The organism is Microtetraspora malaysiensis, from assembly GCF_001528665.1.
GTDB classification, from domain to species: Bacteria; Actinomycetota; Actinomycetes; order Streptosporangiales; family Streptosporangiaceae; genus Microtetraspora_A; species Microtetraspora_A malaysiensis.
The window spans coordinates 185,556-200,685 of record NZ_BBYJ01000024.1 but is presented as its reverse complement, the minus strand read 5'-3'; the positions used below and the strand labels follow the sequence as shown (position 1 = coordinate 200,685).

The window sequence follows — 15,130 nt, the reverse complement described above, 5'->3', positions numbered from 1 at the left end:
CGTATGCCGGGCCACCGCGACCGCCCAGGCGATGTACACACCATTGACCGCCGGCCGCGCCAGCCCGGCAGTGATCAGCTCTCCCGCCCGTCCATGGCCTCGGCCACCTGGCAACGATCGGATCATGTCAGGGCGGCAGCGATTCGCCGGCGGAGCAGGGCCTCGTGGGCGGGGTCGGTGCACAGCGTCATGGTCAGCCCGGCGTCGGCGGCCTCGGCCAGGACGGCCAGCAAGGTGGCGAACTGCTCGGGAGGCTCGACGGCGAGCAGTTCCTCGGCGTACTCCACGATCAGGGCGACCTTCCCCGCGCGCGTCGCGTCCCGCAGGGAGTCGGTGAGGGCGTCCCAGTTGCGGCCGAAGTACTCAGGGAAGCGCAGGGCCCGCGCCACCTCCTCGAAGAAGGCGGCGCGGGTCCGGCACGCTCGCCCGTCGACGATCGCCGGCGCCGGATCGGTGGTCACCGTCAGCCAACGCGGCAGCGGACGTGCGCCTGTCATGGGAGGTCCTAGAGCCTGTAGAAGTCGGTGTAGTGGTTCGGCGAGAACCAGACCGCGCCGGTGCTGCGGTTGACGACGATCCGGTACGCGTCGCGCGCGGCGCCCTGCGCCCGGGAGTACACGTCGTACTCGTAGTAGGTGGCGCCGCTGGGGAGTTGGCCCTCGCGGTTGTAGAAGCGCCCGCCAGTGTAGTTGTACTTGCCGTCCGGCCAGGAGTACCACCCGCCGCTGGTGGGGTACCCCTTGGCGGCCCAGATCGAGCTGGCCGAACGTGCGTCGGAGCATCGGGAGATGGTGCAGGAGCCGTAGACCGACGCGTTGGCGGGGGAGATGCCCACCGCGCCGGTCAGGGACGCGATGGCGGCGAGCACGATGGTGAGCCGGACCGGCCAGGAAGGTCGGCGGCGCTGGGGAGTGTGCACGAAGCCTCCTTACGGGAGATGCGACACGGGCCGACAACCATCAGGATCACCGCTCACCTCGTATTAATAACGACGAAGGCCGCCAAAGCGATGGTGAACTCTTCGCCTCGACGACCTCCGCGCGCTTGATGACGGGGGCTGCCCAGGTCCCGCGTTCGCGCGGTCAGACCAGACGGGACGGAGGACTCGCGTGCGGGGCGGGGCGCGATTCGGCCTCCGTGGCAGGAGGCGTTGAACGCAGCAGTCGCAGGACCGCCGCGCAGACGAGGTAGGTGATCAGCGTGACTGCCGGCATTCCGGACGCGGTCGGAGCGGTGCTCGGCCACAGGCTGTTGGAGAGCAGGGCGACGGCGGCTCCGGCGAACCCCGCCATGGCCAGCCACAACCGGAAAGCCGGACAGGACGCCAGGCGGGCCAGGTTGGCCGGCGTCCGGAGTGAGAGCGAGAGCCGGCGGGGCCGTCGGGCGCCGCGTACCTCGATCGGGCCGAAGATCGCGACGAGCAGCGTGAGGACGACGCTGCACATGACCAGCAACGGGATCCTCCAGGCCAGCCACGCGGCCGATCCGGCCTCCGGAGTCGGGAGCACGCCCGCCACGTCCAGCGCGGCGGTGAGCAGGATCGCGGCGGAGATGTGCCAGAGGAAGATCGTCATGATCACCGAGTTGACGGCGACCACGGCCATCCACCGCCGGGTGTGCCGCAACCATCGTTCGGCCCGATCCCGCAGCAGCAGCGCCACCCCGAGCTGGGCGGTGGCGACCGCCAGCAGAGCCAGGCTGGGTGGGGACATGTTGTGCAGCCGCTCGCCGGGCACGTTGATCATGCTGATCGGGTAGGGGCCGACGAGGGTGAGCAGGAGCAGCGTGCCGATCCCGGCGAGCAGCAGCGGCACGGCGACGCGAGGGCGGGCCGGCAACAGCCCGTCCCGCCAGGCGAAGCCCATCTGGTGGACCGCCAGCCAGCCGAACAGGAAGTTGCCGTCGCCCCAGAAGTCATGGCCGAGGAGCCGGGCCACATCGCCGACGGCGACGAGCCCCACCAGCACCAGTGGGACGGCGAGTCCGTACCGGCGGTGGAGGGCGTACATCGGCGGGGTGAGCGCGACCACGATCAGGTAGACCACGAGGAACCACAACGGGATCGAGGCGAGCCAGACCACCGTGCGAACCCGGGCGGGGTCGGCGTCGAACAGGCGGGCTGCCAACGCGCCGCCCCCCAGCACCAGCACCAGGGCCGTGGTCGGCGGGAGCAGCCGGCCGCTCCGCTTGATCAGCCACTCGGCGGCCTTCCCTCCGCGGCGTCGCTCCGCGGCCAGGGAGACGGCGTTCGCGTACCCGCCCACGAAGAAGAACACGGGCATCACCTGGACCAGCCAGGTGAGCGGCTGCGCCCACGGCAGGTCCGGCAGCGCCGACCTGCCGGTCAGCTCGCCGTGCTCGTCGTAGCCGACGACCGTCGCCAGCCAGTGCCCGAGGACCACGGCGACGATCGACACGGCTCGCAGCAGGTCGATGAACCGCTCCCGCGACGGCGGCGTCTGTTCCGCGAGCCGCCGGACCTCTCGCAACGCGGTGCCCATGTCCTGCCTGTTCCCCCGCAGAGGTGGAGGTATCGGCAGATGGAAGTCCTGCGGCATCGGGCGCGGAGTCGACGTGGAGGGGCGTCGCGGTCGTCGGGGAAGATCGGGCGGGAGCGATAGAGTCGGGCCTCATGCCAGAAATGCCGCGTGTGCTTGTTGTACAGAACGATCCGGACGGGGGCCCCGGGCGGTTCGGGGAATGGCTGGACGCCGCCGGGGTCGCCGTCGACGTGGTCACCGCCTTCGACGGGTCCGCCCTCCCGTCGCGGCTGGAGCACGACGGCCTGATCGTGCTCGGCGGCGGATACCTGCCGGACGACGACGAGAAGGCGCCCTGGCTGCCGGCCACCCGCGCCCTCGTCGATCAGGCCCTCGCCCGGTCGGTGCCGTTCTTCGGCATCTGCCTCGGCGGGCAGATGCTGGCCGCGGTCGGCGGCGGGAAGGTCCAGGGCGACGCCGGGGCGCCCGAGCGCGGCAGCACGTCCATCACCATGAGGGCCGAGACGGCGGGCGACGTGGTCTTCGGCGGGCTGCCCGCCGCTGTCCCGGCGATCGAGAACCACATCGACGCCATCACGGCCCTGCCGCCGGGCGCGGTCTGGCTGGCCGAGACCGAACGTTGCCCCTACCAGGCCTTCCGGCTGGGCGACCGTGCCTGGGGTGTGCAGTTCCACCCTGAGGCGAGGCCCGAACGCATCCAGCAGTGGGACGTCGAGAACATTCGCCGGCAAGGTCTCGATCTCGACGAGCTGTACGCCGCCGCCGTGACCGACGACCCGCTCTCGCGGGCCACCTGGAGTGAGGTGGCCTCCCGGTTCGCCACCGTGGTCAAAGACGGACGTCCCTAGGTGTACTGACCACGAGCGCTGTTGACAGTTCCGCTTGATCAACAGGAGGACCTCCGGTGTGGTGGAGGGGGCCAGGTTCCCCACCACACACGGAGGTCTTCGTGTCCCACCGGCCGGGGCTCAGGGGGCGTACGGCTGGTCGCCGGTGCGGGCTTCGGCGGTGGCCTTCAGAGCGCGTAGCCACGCTTCGAGGCCCTCGCCGAGGATCTTGGTGGCGCCGGGAACGTCCGCTTCGGCCTGGGCGCCGGTCCAGGTTTCCTCGGTGTGCACGCGCACGCCGCCCTTGACCTTGGTGAAGGTCCACAGGTGTACGCCCTGGTCGATGCGCACCCCTTCACCGATCGCGGGTCCGCTCCACAGGATGCAGGTGTCCCGCTGGAGCTGCCGGACGGTTGAAGTGATGTTCATGGTGGTGGCGGGGGTCGAGGGAGTGGGAGGCGCCGGGGTGGTCCACCGGAACCGCGAGCCCTTGCGGAGGGGGCCGGGGTCGAGGCGGTTCACGGTGAGGACGGGGGACTGCCAGGCCGGCCAGCGTTCCACGTCGGTCTGCAGGGTGAAGATGGCGCTCAGCGGCGCCTTGATCACGATGTCGGACCGGTAGCGGATGCGAGCGGTGGTGTCGACGCCTTCACCGTGGCACTGGGGCTGACCACCGTGGGTCGGCCGGGGCGCGGCCTGCGCGGCCGGGATGTTGCCCGCGAGGACGCCGGCGACGGCGAGCGCGATCGTGAGCGTGGTGAGGCGAGCGCGGGTCCGGGGGCGGATGGCTCGGGTGTGCGTGCGGCGGCTCTGGGATCGCTGACCGGTGGGATCGACGGACCGTTGCCGGACATGGTGCTCGCTTTCGTTCTGGGGGGCCGGGAACGGACGCTCGGGCGCCCCGGATGGGTGTTCGGGATGGGTGGCGCTGCTGTGGGTGGCGCCGTGCGTTACGGGATCAGCACGACCTTTCCGGTGACGGTGCCGGATTCGGCCAGCCGCAGGGCGTCGGCGGCGCGGGTGAGGGGCAGCCGGGCGGCGATCCGGACGGTGATGTCCCCACGCCGGAGGGCGGCGAAGACCTGGGTGAGGTCGGTACGCAGCCGGGCCCGGAACCGGTTCTTGGCCAGGGCTCGTCCGGCCCAGATGTTGAAGAAGTAGGCGCGTCGCCGGTTGGGCAGGGCGTGCCACAGCCAGACCCGGCCGAGTAGTTTGAGTACGGGCCACTGCTTGGACCCCTCGTCGTCGCGGGTGGAGGCGGTGCCGTAGGAGACGAGCGTGCCGCCGGGGGCCAGGAGGCGCCAGGAATCGACGATGCCGGGGCCGCCGACGTGGTCGAAGACGGCGTCCACCCCGCCGGGGGCGAGCTCGCGGACCCGTGCGGCGATGTGGCCGGTGCGGTAGTCGATGGGGGTGACGTCCTGGTCCCGCAGGGCGTCGTGGTGGCGGGCGGAGGCCGTGCCGATGACCTTGACGCCCGCGGCGTGGGCGAGTTGGACCAGGACCGAGCCGACGCCGCCGCCCGCGCCGTGCACCAGGATGGTCTGCCCGGCGCGGACGCGGGCCTTGCGGTGCAGCATCTGCCAGGCGGTGATGCCGTTGACGACGAGGGTCTCCGCCTCCGCCGCGCCGATCCCGTCGGGGACCGGCACCACGTCCGCGGCGTCGACGAGCACGTGGCTGGCCCAGCCGCCGACCTTGACCAGCGCGGCGACCCGGGTGCCGGCCAGGGCGGGCTCGACGCCCTCGCCGGTGGCCAGCACCGTGCCGACGAGGTCGTAGCCGGGCACGAACGGGAACGCCGGCTGGTCGTAGTAGCGGCCGCGGCGCATCTGCTGCTCGGCGAAGGAGACGCCCGTCGCCTCCATGCGGATGAGGACCTGGCCCGGGCCTGCGGCGGGGACGTCTCCGTGCCGGATCCGCAGTCCTTCCGGCTCGACCTTGCCCGGCAGGACGACCTCGACGAGTCCTTCGGCGTTCATGTCGACCTCCACTGCGCCCAGGCGCTGGTTACCTGTCTTCGCGTTCATTAGAGCCTCTAACTCCTCGCCATGGGGGGTGCGCGTTCGGTGCGGGGGGCGTGGCGGCGCACTCCTTCGGCGCCGGCTGCGGGCTCGAAGGATGGCCACGACGATCAGCTAGAACATCATGCTTACGTTAGAAGTTATAACTAAACGAGAAGGGGGGCGTCAATAGGGTTCGTGATACCCTCTAACTAAATCTTCATGATGTAGCTTCAGTGGCGGGGAAGGTGGCCGGGTCATGGCGGAGCGGGACACGATGACCCCTCGCGAGCGCTACCGGACTCAGGTGCGCGCGGAGATCAAGGAACGCGCGTGGGAACAGATCACCACGACAGGGGCGTCCGCGCTCTCCCTCAATGCGATCGCCAAGCAGATGGGCATGAGCGGACCCGCGCTCTACCGCTACTACGACGGCCGCGACGCACTGATCACCGAGCTCGTCAGGGACGCCTACCGAAGCCTCGCCGACACTCTTCGCTCAGCCTCCGCCGCAGGTGCCGACCTGGCCATGCTGGCACACACCCTGCGTGCCTGGGCGCTGGAGGACCCCCAGCGGTACCTCCTCATCTACGGCACCCCCGTGCCCGGCTACCACGCGCCCGACGACATCACGCGCATCTCGTCCGAGACCATGGCGATCCTGCTCGACGCCTCCGCGGCGCTCGCCTCGGACGGTCCCGCGACGCCGTTCGACGCACACCTGGCAGACCACCGCGACTGGGCGGACGGCCACCCCGCCCCGCCCGCGGTCCTGCACCGGGCCCTGAGCTTCTGGACCCGGCTGCACGGTGTCCTGTCCCTGGAGCTCGCCGGCCACTTCACCGGAATGGGATTCGACCCGGCCCTGCTCTTCGCGGCCGAACTGGACGACCTGCTGGCGCACTGAGCGCCTCGGCTACCGAGGCGCTCGGCACGTCACCCACGCGGACCCCACCACGGTCGATCGGGGCGGCCGCCTCAACCGACCGTGGTTCAACCGATCACCCTGTCGGCGCGGCCGTCGTCCCCGGCTCGGGACGCAGCGGAAAGTGACAGGCGACCTGATGCAGGTCGCCCGCCAGCGGCGGCTCCGTCTCGCAAATCTGCTCGGCGATGGGACACCGTGTCCGGAACCGGCACCCGGTGGGCGGGTTCAGCGCGCTGGGCAGTTCACCCCGGATGGTGATGTTCTCGCGCGGCGCGGCGCGTCCCGGGGCGGCGGAGGGGACGGCGTCGATGAGCGCCTGGGTGTAGGGGTGCCGGGCGGCCCTGACCACGTCGTGGGCCGGGCCGACCTCGACAAGCTTGCCGAGGTACATGACGCCGATCCGGTCCGCCATGTAGTCCACGACGGACAGGTCGTGGCTGATGAACACGTACGCCAGGCCGAGTTCGCGCTGCAGGTCGCGCATGAGGTTGAGCACCTGGGCCTGGATCGACACGTCGAGCGCGCTCACCGGTTCGTCGCCGACGATCAGCCGGGGCCGCAGGGCCAGCGCCCGGGCCAGCCCGAGCCGTTGCAACTGGCCGCCGGAGAATTCATGGGGATAACGCTCCAGGACCCGTCGCGACAATCCCACCTGGTCGAGCAGCGCCGTGATGCGGGCCCGGCGCGCGGACGGGTCGCCCACCTGCTGGATCTCCAACGGTTCGGCGAGGATGGCGTCGACGCGCATGCGCGGGTTCATGGCCGCGTAGCTGTCTTGGAACATCAGCTGGACCTGCCGATGCGTCCGCCGGCGTTCGCGGTGGCTCAGCGTGGCGATGTCGGTCCCGTCGAGGACGATCTGCCCGTCGGTCGGCTTCTCCAAGCCGACCACCAGGCGGCCCACGGTGGACTTGCCGCACCCGGATTCGCCCACCAGCCCGAAGGTCTCGCCCGGGCGCACCTCGAACGAGACCCCCGCGACGGCGCTCACCTGCCCGGACGCCCGCCGCAGCAGCCCGCCGGTCGTCGCCCCGTAGTCCTTGACCAGACCGCGGACCGACAGGATCGGCTCCGGGGCCGCCTCGGGCTCCTCCGCGGGCGGGGACACCGGGACGGCCCGGACAGTTGTGGCAGTGGTCGTCGCGGTGACCGGGTGCAGGCACGCGTACCGGTGCTCGCCGGCAGACAGGGGCACCTCGGTCGTATGGCACTCCGGCGCGGCGAATCGGCAGCGCGGGGCGAAGCGGCACCCGTTCAGGGGCCGGGACAGGTCCGGCGGCAGGCCGGGAATGCTGTAGAGACGCCCCCGCGCGCCGGTCTCTTGGGTCACCGACTCGGGAAGCGACTCCATGAGCGCCTCGGTGTAGCGGTGCCGGGGTGAGGCGAAGAGCTGCGCGGTCGGGGCGGTCTCCACCACACGGCCGGCGTACATGACGGCGACACGGTCGGCGCGGCCGGCGATCACCCCCAGATCGTGGGTGACGAGGATGACGGCCATCCCGAACTCTTCACGCAGGTCGTCGATGAGCTCGAGGATCTGACGCTGCGTGGTCACGTCGAGCGCCGTCGTCGGCTCGTCGGCGATGAGAAGGCGCGGGGAGCAGATGAGCGCCATGGCGATGGCCACCCGCTGGCGCATTCCGCCGGAAAGCTGGTGGGGATAGTCGTCGACGATCTTGTCTGGGCGCGGCATCCCGACCCGGCGCAGCATCTCGATGGCTCGCGCGCGGGCCTCCGCCTTACCGACGCCCTCGTGTACGCGCAGCGGCTCGGCGACCTGCGTCCCGATGCGCATCGTCGGGTTGAGCGAGGTGAGCGGGTCCTGGAACACCATGCCCATGCGGACGCCGCGGATCCTACGCACCTCGTCCGGCGGCAGGGACCGCAGGTCGCGCCCCTCGAAGAGGATCTCTCCGCCGACCACGCTGCCGCCGGAGGGCAGCAGGCCCATGACCGACAGCGCGGTCATCGTCTTGCCGCTGCCGGACTCGCCCACGATGCCGAGGGTCTCTCCCGGCCGGACCTCCAGGTTGACATCGTCGAGGGCGTGGACGGTGCCGCGCCGCAGCGCGATGTCGGTGCTCAGATGACGCAGCCGCAGCAGCGGCCGGCTCTCTCCGCTGTCACCGGGCGCTCCGTCGTGCGGGGCCGTGTCGATTGGTGCGCTCATGAATCCTGCTCCTGCTAGCGTCGCCGGAGGCGGACCTCGAAGGCGTCCCTCAGCCCGTCGCCGATGAAATTGAAGGCGAGGACGATGAGGATGATGGCGATTCCGGGTGGATAGAGCAGCCACCAGTGGCCGCTGAACGTGTCGGCGAGACCGTCGGAGAGCATCCCACCCCAGTTGGCCGCCGGTGGGGGAACGCCGAGGCCGAGGAACGACAGGTAGGCGACGTAGAGGATCGCGTCGGCGACCTGGAAGGTCGCGTTGACGATCACGGTCCCGATGGCGTTGGGGATGATGTGCCGTCGCACCGCACGTCCACCGGTCCCGCCCATCGAACGCATGGCCTGGATGTACTCGCGGGAGCGCAGCGACAGCGCCTCGCCGCGCACGAGCCGGGCCGGCCCGAGCCAGGCGAAGGCTCCGATGATGACGATGAGCATCGACACGCTCGGCGTGACGATGGCGGCCAGGAGCATGAACAGGAACAGCGACGGGATCGACATCATCGCGTCGACGAGCCGCATCATCGCCGCGTCCACCCACCCGCCGGCGAAACCGGCGATGGCCCCCCACACCGTTCCCACGACGGTGGCGAGGATTCCCGCCGCGAGCCCGACGATGATGGAGGTCTGCCCGCCGAGCATGAGACGCCCGAGCTGGTCGTAGCCGACCCCGTCGGTTCCCAGCGGGTGTCCGTCCGTGCCCGGGGAAAGATGCACGGCGGCGAGATCGGTGTGCACCTGGTCGGTGTGGTAGAAGAGCGGCCCGAGGAAGCAGACCGCGGCGAGGACCACGAACATGGCCAGGCCCACCAGCGCCAGCCGGTTCTCGCAGAAGACCTCCACCCCTTGGCGCCACAGGCCCCGGACGGGCGTCTCGTCCGGCTGCGCTGGCGTTCCCTCGGAATTGCCGGTTGTCTCGGCCGGTGTGGTCACGACGCGCTCCTTCGGAGGCGGACCCTGGGGTCGACGGCGGCGTAGAGCACGTCGGCCAGCAGTGCGCCGAACACGGTCGCGACCGAGATGATCAGGGTGACCCCGAGCAGGATCGGGAAGTCACGCTTCAGGGCGGCCTGCCAGAACAACTGGCCCATGCCGGGGAAGTTGAACAACGACTCCACGACCAGAGCGCCGCTGAACAGCGCGGGCAGATACATCCCGAGCAGCGTGATGACGGGGAACAAACCGTTGCGCAGGGTGTGCAGGACGACGACGCGTCCCTCCGACAGCCCCTTGCTGCGCGCGGTGCGCACGTAGTTCTCATTGAGGTTGTCGACCATGGACGAGCGTACGTACCGCGAGTAGACGGCGACGGTCACGACGGCGAGCGTGACGGTGGGGAGGACGAGGCCGGCCGGGTCGGCGAGTACCTCACCGAGGGTGAATCCCTGCGGGGCCTCCGGCGGCAGGATCGGCCAGACCTGCGAGAAGAGGATGATCATCATCAGGCCAAGGAAGAAGATCGGCGTGGCGTAGGCCAGCAGCGACAAGGAGGTGATGGTGTAGTCGGGCCACCGATTGCGACGCGTCGCCTGGATGACTCCGAGGGGGATGGCCACGACGATGGCCAGCAGCGTCGACAGCAGCGACAGCACCATGGTCTTGGGCAGCCGCTGGCCGATGGCTTCGGTGACGGACTGGTTGAGCTGGAACGAGTAGCCGAGGTCGCCGTGCAGCAGGCGCTGCACATACATCACGTACTGCTGGATCCAGGGGCGGTCGTAGCCCATCTCGTGGTCGAAGGCCGCCAGCTGCTCAAGCGTCGCCTCCTTGCCCAGCGTGGCCCGGGCCGCACCCCCCGGCAGCAGGTGCAGGATGACGAACGTGATGATCGTGACAAGTACCACGATGACGAGGGCTTGGCCCAGGCGGACGATGAGGTACCGGGCCACGTGGCCCCTCCTTTTCGAGGGGCTCCGGTGGCCTCGTCAGGGTGCCACCGGAGCCCGACGGTCGGTGTGTCAGTTCTTCCAGGACCAGTCCTGGAAGAACATGTTGTTCAGCGGGTCCTGCGCGACCCCCTGCAGATCCGACCGGTACGCCGAGATCTGGTAGACGGGGTTCGGCATCCACAGCACCGGCAGGTCCTTGGCCAGGAAGTCGTTGTAGGCCTTGAGCGTGCTCTCGTCGCCGGAGAACTGCGTCGCCTCGATGAGCTTGTCGGCCTCGGGGTCGCTGTAGCTGCCGAGGTTGACCGGCGCGTCGGTGGCGAAGAGCCGCTCACCGCTGGCGAAGGCCGGGTAGTACCAGCTGCCCTGGGAACCGAAGAAGGACATGTCCCACGAGCAGCTCGCCTCCGACGGCTTGCAGGCCGGAGTCACCGCGACCGAGTCGGGCACCTCCTTGATGGTCAGCTGGATGCCGACCTTGGCCATCTGCGACTTGATCTCGGCGAACATCTTCGTCGTCGCGGCGAAGCCGGTCTGGCTGGTGACCGTCAGGCGCAGCGGAGTGCCGGCGGCGATGCCCTCCCCGCACTGGTCCGCGCCGGTGCCCGGCTTCTCGCAGGTCGTCTCCCCGTCCGGGGCCACCTTCCATCCGTGGCTCTCCAGCAGCTCCTTGGCCTTGGCGGGGTCGAACGAATAGGCGCACCCGTCGCCGGCCTCGCCGGTGCCCGGCTTGGGGGGTACGGGACCACACGTCGGCGCGGCCGTGCCGGACCAGACGACCTTGCTGATCGTCGGCTGGTCGATGAGCATCTGCATCGCCTGGCGCAGGTACAGCTGCTTGAACAGCGGCCCGGACGTGGGGTTGTTGTAGTTCAGCTGCAGATAGGTGATGGACCACCCGTACCAGGGCGAGATCGTGTAGCCCTTGGACTCGAGGTATTTCTGCTGCGACAGGTTGCCCGCGGGGACGTACCCGTAGTCGATCTCACCGGCGCGCAGCACGTTGAACTGGGCGTCGTCACTGGTGAAGGGCCGCAACACCACCGTGGGGACCTTCGGCTTGTCGCCGCCGGAGTAGTTCTGCTGCGCGGCGAAGACGACCTCGCCGTTCGGCACGTACTTCTCCAGCTTCCACGCGCCGCTGTTGACCTTCCACAGCTCGTTGGTCGCGTAGGTCTTGGGATCCTTCGACGCCGCGGTGAGGAAGTCGAAGACCTTGCCGGCGCCGGCCGGGGTGCTGGAGAGGTCGCTCACGCTCGCCGTCGCGGAGTCCTTGTCCCACGCGTGCTGCGGAAGCGGCACGATGCGGTTGAGCTGGTTCCCCACGAACCATGCGGTGTTGTAGACCTTCGTCGTCGTCAGCGAGAAGGTCTTCTCGTCCTTGACGGTGAAGTCGGCGATGTTGTCGGGGAAGCCGCCGGCCCGGTAGGACGCCCACTTGTCCTTGTTCGCGCTGACGAGGTCGTACCAGAACCGCACATCGCGGGTGGTGATCGGCTTGCCGTCCGACCACGTGTTGTCCTTCAGGGTGATCGTCAGAGTCTTGCCGCCGTCGCTCACCTCGGGCGGGTCGGCCATCGACCGCGCGGGGTCGATGTTGTACTTCGCCGAGCCGTCCAGCTGGTACTCGTACAGGTGGCGGTACTGCGCCCCGCTGAAGATGGCGTTCTCACCCTGGGTGAAGCCGGGCGCCGAGATGGGCAGGATCCAGTTGGGCGTGCGAAGGGCGACGGTCACCGAGTCCTTGCCCTGACTCCCACCTTGAGCGCTCTTCGGTGAGCTGGTGCCGCCGCAGGCGGCCAGGCCCAGGCCGATGGCGATCGCGCCGGCGGTGACCGCGGTGCCGCGGAGTGCGCGCCAGTGGAATCTACTCCTCATGGGTCTCCTCGATTGATGTGCACGTGACCGGGCACGCGGGGGATGCCTCGCTCGGCTGTCGCAAGTGTTGGGGGCCAGGAAGTGGTGTCCCGTCGACCGGATCTTCAAGCGATGGTTCGCAGAATGTATTACGCAGGATGTAGGTAGTCAACGAAAATAAGTCGACTTGTTTCGCGTATTTATTTCGGGCACGATGGAAGTTGCTGAAGATCTTTCGATGCCGTACGCGTGGTCCATGATTGGGGACCGCGGCGGCCCTGTGGTGGGCAGCGCCGGAAGACCAGCCACGAGAAGGAGAGGTATGTCGGACCCGTCGATCTCCGCCAGCTTGCGCGAGCAGACCCTCAACCTGCTGGCCAGCGGCGAGGCCACCTCCCGCACCGACCTCGTCGAGGCGTTGCGGGTCGCCCCCTCGACGGTCTCCGGGCTGGTGCGGCGCCTGCTGGACGAGGGCGTCATCCTGGAGGAGGGCGTGGGCCGTTCCACAGGGGGACGACGGCCGCGGATCCTGCGGCTGCGGGAGACCGACGGTGTCTTCGCCGTCTCCGAGCTGGGCGGCCGGCATGCCCGCGTCGGCCTCTCCTCGCTGGACGGACGACTGCTCGCGGCCGAAGAGGTCGCCATCGACATCGCCGCCGGACCCAAGAAGGTCTTCGACGCGATCGCCCAGGAGTTCACGCGGATCCGGGCGGCGGAAGCCCCCGGTCAGGCGTTGCTCGGGGTCGGCGTGGCTCTCCCGGGTCCGGTCAGGTTCCCGAGCGGTCGTCTGGTCGGGCCCGCACGAATGCCCGGCTGGAGCGGCGTCGACGCGCAGGCCGACCTCAAGGAACGCTTCGACGTGCCGGTGGTCGTCGAGAACGACGCCAAGGCCGCGGCGATCGGCGAGCACATCACCCGCGGCCGGGACACCGGCGACATGATCTACGTGAAGGCCGGCACCGGCATCGGCGGATGCCTGGTCAGCGGCGGCCAGGTCTACCGCGGCAGCCGCGGCCTCAGCGGCGACCTCACCCACGGAAGGGTGGCGGACAGCGGCGAGCGCCACTGCTCATGCGGCAGACGCGGCTGTTTGGAAACCGTCGCCAGCGGCGCCGCCCTGGTCCAGCAGCTCAAGGAGCAGGGCCTGCCGGTGACCACGACTCGCGACGTCATCGCCGCCGCCGTGGACGCCGACCCCACTGTGGTGACGATGGTGCGCCGCGCCGGCGAGCTGCTCGGAGTGGCGCTGTCCGGCCTGGTCAACTTCCTCAACCCCGACGCGGTCGTCATCGGTGGAGCGCTCTCCAGCCTCGACGTCTACATGGCGGCCGCCCGAGGAGTGCTCTACGAGTGCTGCCTGCCGTCCATGACCCAGTCTCTGTCCATCGAGGCCAGCGTCGCGGGCCCGGATGCCGCCCTTGCCGGCCTCGGGCATCTGGCGCGCACGGTGGCCGATGTCCCGCTTTCCTGAGGAGACCCCGTCAGTGCCCCGCTCCCTCCGCATCGCCATCGGCGGCATACACATCGAGTCCAGCACCTTCTCGCCCCACCTGAGCACCGCCGACGACTTCGACGTCACCCGTGACGATGCGTTGCTGGCGCGCTACGACTGGCTCTCGCCCGTCCGGCCCCCCTGGGCCGGAGACATCGAGTGGGTGCCCCTCGTGCACGCACGGGCTCTCCCGGGCGGCGTGGTCGACCCCGCCGCCTACGACGCCTGGTCGACGGAGATCCTGGACAAGCTGGCCGAGGCAGGCCGGGTGGACGGCGTCCTGCTCGACATCCACGGCGCGATGAGCGTCGTCGGGCGGGAGGACGCCGAGGGCGACCTCGTGACCGCCATCCGGTCGCTGATCGGGCCGGAGCCGTACATCTCCGCCGCCATGGACCTGCACGGCAACGTCTCATCCGTCCTGTTCGAAGGCTGTGACCTGCTCACCTGCTACCGCACCGCCCCCCACGTCGACGTGTGGGAGACCCGCGAGCGCGCGGCCCGCAACCTCGTGGACGCGCTGCGCCGCGGACAGCGTCCGCACAAGGCCCTCGTCCACGTGCCGATCCTCCTGCCCGGCGAGATGACCAGCACCCGGATCGAGCCGGCCCGCGGGCTGTACGCGCGCATCCCCGAGATCGAAGCCCGGGAAGGGGTGATCGACGCAGCGGTCTGGATCGGTTTCGCCTGGGCCGACCAGCCCCGCTGCCGCGGAGCGGTGGTCGTTACCGGCACCGACGCCGCCGCCGCGGAGAAGGCGGCCGGCGAGCTCGGTGAGCACTTCTGGTCGGCGCGCGACGAGTTCGCGTTCGTCGCCCCGACCGGCTCGATGGACGAGTGCCTCGACGTCGCGGTCGCCGCGGTGGCAGACCCCTCCCGCCGCCCGTTCTTCATCAGCGATTCCGGAGACAACCCGGGCGCCGGCGGCGCCGACGACGTCACCTTCGCCCTCGAGCGGATGCTGGCCCGCCCGCAGATCCGTGACGGCTCCCTCCGTGCGGTGTACGCCTCGCTGGTCGATCCGGAGGCGGTGGCGCAGGTCGCCGGCCAGCCGCTCGGTTCACCGGTCCGGGTACGCGTCGGCGGCCGGATCGACCCGCGCGACCCGGGCCCGCTCCAGCTCGACGGCGTCCTGGAGGCGGTCGCCGAGGACCCCGCCGGCGGGCGGTGCGCGAGCGTGCGCGTGGGCGGGCTCAGCGTGTTCGTCACGTCCCGTCGCATGCAGTACTCCGAGCTGGCCTCCTACGCCCGGCTCGGCATCACGGCCGGCGACATGGATCTTGTCGTCGTGAAGATCGGCTATCTCGAACCCGAGTTGTTCGACGCGGCGGGAGACTGGCTGCTCGCGCTGACGCCGGGCGGTGTCGACCAGGACCTCGGGCGTCTGCCGTACCGGCATGTGGTGCGACCGGTGTTCCCCCTGGACCGCGACTTCGCCGCGGACCTCACCGTGGTGACCCGGTGATC

The 15,130-nt window shown here is 70.1% G+C and carries 13 protein-coding genes; 4 read left to right on the top strand and 9 right to left on the bottom strand.

Annotation, left to right across the window (positions count from 1 at the left end; genetic code table 11):
• Nucleotides 1-122 precede the first annotated feature (122 nt).
• From AWQ71_RS29345 to AWQ71_RS29335, 3 genes are all read right to left on the bottom strand, one after another.
• Nucleotides 123-497 (bottom strand): barstar family protein, encoded by a 375-nt coding sequence (locus AWQ71_RS29345; protein WP_067138819.1) that lies wholly within the window; start codon nt 495-497, stop codon nt 123-125.
• An 8-nt stretch (nt 498-505) separates the two neighbouring features.
• A complete protein-coding gene (locus tag AWQ71_RS29340; protein WP_067138816.1) occupies nt 506-919 on the bottom strand; it encodes a ribonuclease domain-containing protein in 414 nt (137 codons plus the stop codon).
• Between the two features lie 163 nt (nt 920-1,082).
• Nucleotides 1,083-2,501: an acyltransferase family protein gene (locus tag AWQ71_RS29335; protein ID WP_067138814.1), complete on the bottom strand. Its 1,419-nt coding sequence runs from the start codon at nt 2,499-2,501 to the stop codon at nt 1,083-1,085.
• A 140-nt stretch (nt 2,502-2,641) separates the two neighbouring features.
• Between AWQ71_RS29335 and AWQ71_RS29330 the strand changes: the two genes are divergently transcribed.
• Nucleotides 2,642-3,349: a type 1 glutamine amidotransferase gene (locus AWQ71_RS29330; RefSeq protein ID WP_067138812.1), complete on the top strand. Its 708-nt coding sequence runs from the start codon at nt 2,642-2,644 to the stop codon at nt 3,347-3,349.
• Between the two features lie 120 nt (nt 3,350-3,469).
• On the opposite strand, the gene AWQ71_RS29325 is transcribed toward AWQ71_RS29330, so the two are convergent.
• The gene (locus AWQ71_RS29325; RefSeq protein ID WP_369407224.1) at nt 3,470-3,955 is read right to left on the bottom strand and encodes an SRPBCC family protein; all 486 of its coding nucleotides are present in this window, start codon (nt 3,953-3,955) and stop codon (nt 3,470-3,472) included.
• 323 nt (nt 3,956-4,278) lie between these two features.
• Nucleotides 4,279-5,358 carry a medium chain dehydrogenase/reductase family protein gene (locus tag AWQ71_RS29320; protein ID WP_245658553.1) on the bottom strand — a complete coding sequence of 360 codons (1,080 nt, stop codon included), beginning with the start codon at nt 5,356-5,358 and terminating at the stop codon, nt 4,279-4,281.
• A gap of 232 nt (nt 5,359-5,590) precedes the next feature.
• Here AWQ71_RS29320 and AWQ71_RS29315 point away from each other — a divergent pair, with 232 nt between their 5' ends.
• Nucleotides 5,591-6,238: a TetR/AcrR family transcriptional regulator gene (locus AWQ71_RS29315; RefSeq protein WP_067138810.1), complete on the top strand. Its 648-nt coding sequence runs from the start codon at nt 5,591-5,593 to the stop codon at nt 6,236-6,238.
• Between the two features lie 94 nt (nt 6,239-6,332).
• Here the strand turns inward: AWQ71_RS29315 and AWQ71_RS29310 are convergent, their stop codons facing one another.
• From AWQ71_RS29310 to AWQ71_RS29295, 4 genes are all read right to left on the bottom strand, one after another.
• A complete protein-coding gene (locus AWQ71_RS29310; protein ID WP_067138808.1) occupies nt 6,333-8,429 on the bottom strand; it encodes an ABC transporter ATP-binding protein in 2,097 nt (698 codons plus the stop codon).
• A 14-nt stretch (nt 8,430-8,443) separates the two neighbouring features.
• The gene (locus AWQ71_RS29305) at nt 8,444-9,361 is read right to left on the bottom strand and encodes an ABC transporter permease (protein WP_067138806.1); all 918 of its coding nucleotides are present in this window, start codon (nt 9,359-9,361) and stop codon (nt 8,444-8,446) included.
• Nucleotides 9,358-10,317 carry an ABC transporter permease gene (locus tag AWQ71_RS29300; RefSeq protein ID WP_067138804.1) on the bottom strand — a complete coding sequence of 320 codons (960 nt, stop codon included), beginning with the start codon at nt 10,315-10,317 and terminating at the stop codon, nt 9,358-9,360. The genes AWQ71_RS29305 and AWQ71_RS29300 overlap by 4 nt, the downstream gene beginning before the upstream one ends.
• A 69-nt stretch (nt 10,318-10,386) precedes the next feature.
• Nucleotides 10,387-12,192 carry a peptide ABC transporter substrate-binding protein gene (locus AWQ71_RS29295; protein WP_067138802.1) on the bottom strand — a complete coding sequence of 602 codons (1,806 nt, stop codon included), beginning with the start codon at nt 12,190-12,192 and terminating at the stop codon, nt 10,387-10,389.
• Between the two features lie 301 nt (nt 12,193-12,493).
• Here AWQ71_RS29295 and AWQ71_RS29290 point away from each other — a divergent pair, with 301 nt between their 5' ends.
• Together AWQ71_RS29290 and AWQ71_RS29285 are read left to right on the top strand one after the other, a co-directional pair.
• Nucleotides 12,494-13,642 carry an ROK family transcriptional regulator gene (locus AWQ71_RS29290; RefSeq protein ID WP_067138800.1) on the top strand — a complete coding sequence of 383 codons (1,149 nt, stop codon included), beginning with the start codon at nt 12,494-12,496 and terminating at the stop codon, nt 13,640-13,642.
• Nucleotides 13,643-13,655: 13 nt separating this feature from the next.
• Nucleotides 13,656-15,128 (top strand): M81 family metallopeptidase, encoded by a 1,473-nt coding sequence (locus AWQ71_RS29285; protein ID WP_067138798.1) that lies wholly within the window; start codon nt 13,656-13,658, stop codon nt 15,126-15,128.
• Nucleotides 15,129-15,130 lie beyond the last annotated feature (2 nt).

Coding starts and splice junctions, on each gene's coding strand:
- AWQ71_RS29345 (WP_067138819.1), bottom strand. CDS start 497: ATGACAGGCGCACGTCCGCTGCCGCGTTGGCTGACGGTGACCACCGAT.
- AWQ71_RS29335 (WP_067138814.1), bottom strand. CDS start 2,501: ATGGGCACCGCGTTGCGAGAGGTCCGGCGGCTCGCGGAACAGACGCCG.
- AWQ71_RS29330 (WP_067138812.1), top strand. CDS start 2,642: ATGCCGCGTGTGCTTGTTGTACAGAACGATCCGGACGGGGGCCCCGGG.
- AWQ71_RS29320 (WP_245658553.1), bottom strand. CDS start 5,358: ATGAACGCGAAGACAGGTAACCAGCGCCTGGGCGCAGTGGAGGTCGAC.
- AWQ71_RS29315 (WP_067138810.1), top strand. CDS start 5,591: ATGGCGGAGCGGGACACGATGACCCCTCGCGAGCGCTACCGGACTCAG.
- AWQ71_RS29310 (WP_067138808.1), bottom strand. CDS start 8,429: ATGAGCGCACCAATCGACACGGCCCCGCACGACGGAGCGCCCGGTGAC.
- AWQ71_RS29295 (WP_067138802.1), bottom strand. CDS start 12,192: ATGAGGAGTAGATTCCACTGGCGCGCACTCCGCGGCACCGCGGTCACC.
- AWQ71_RS29290 (WP_067138800.1), top strand. CDS start 12,494: ATGTCGGACCCGTCGATCTCCGCCAGCTTGCGCGAGCAGACCCTCAAC.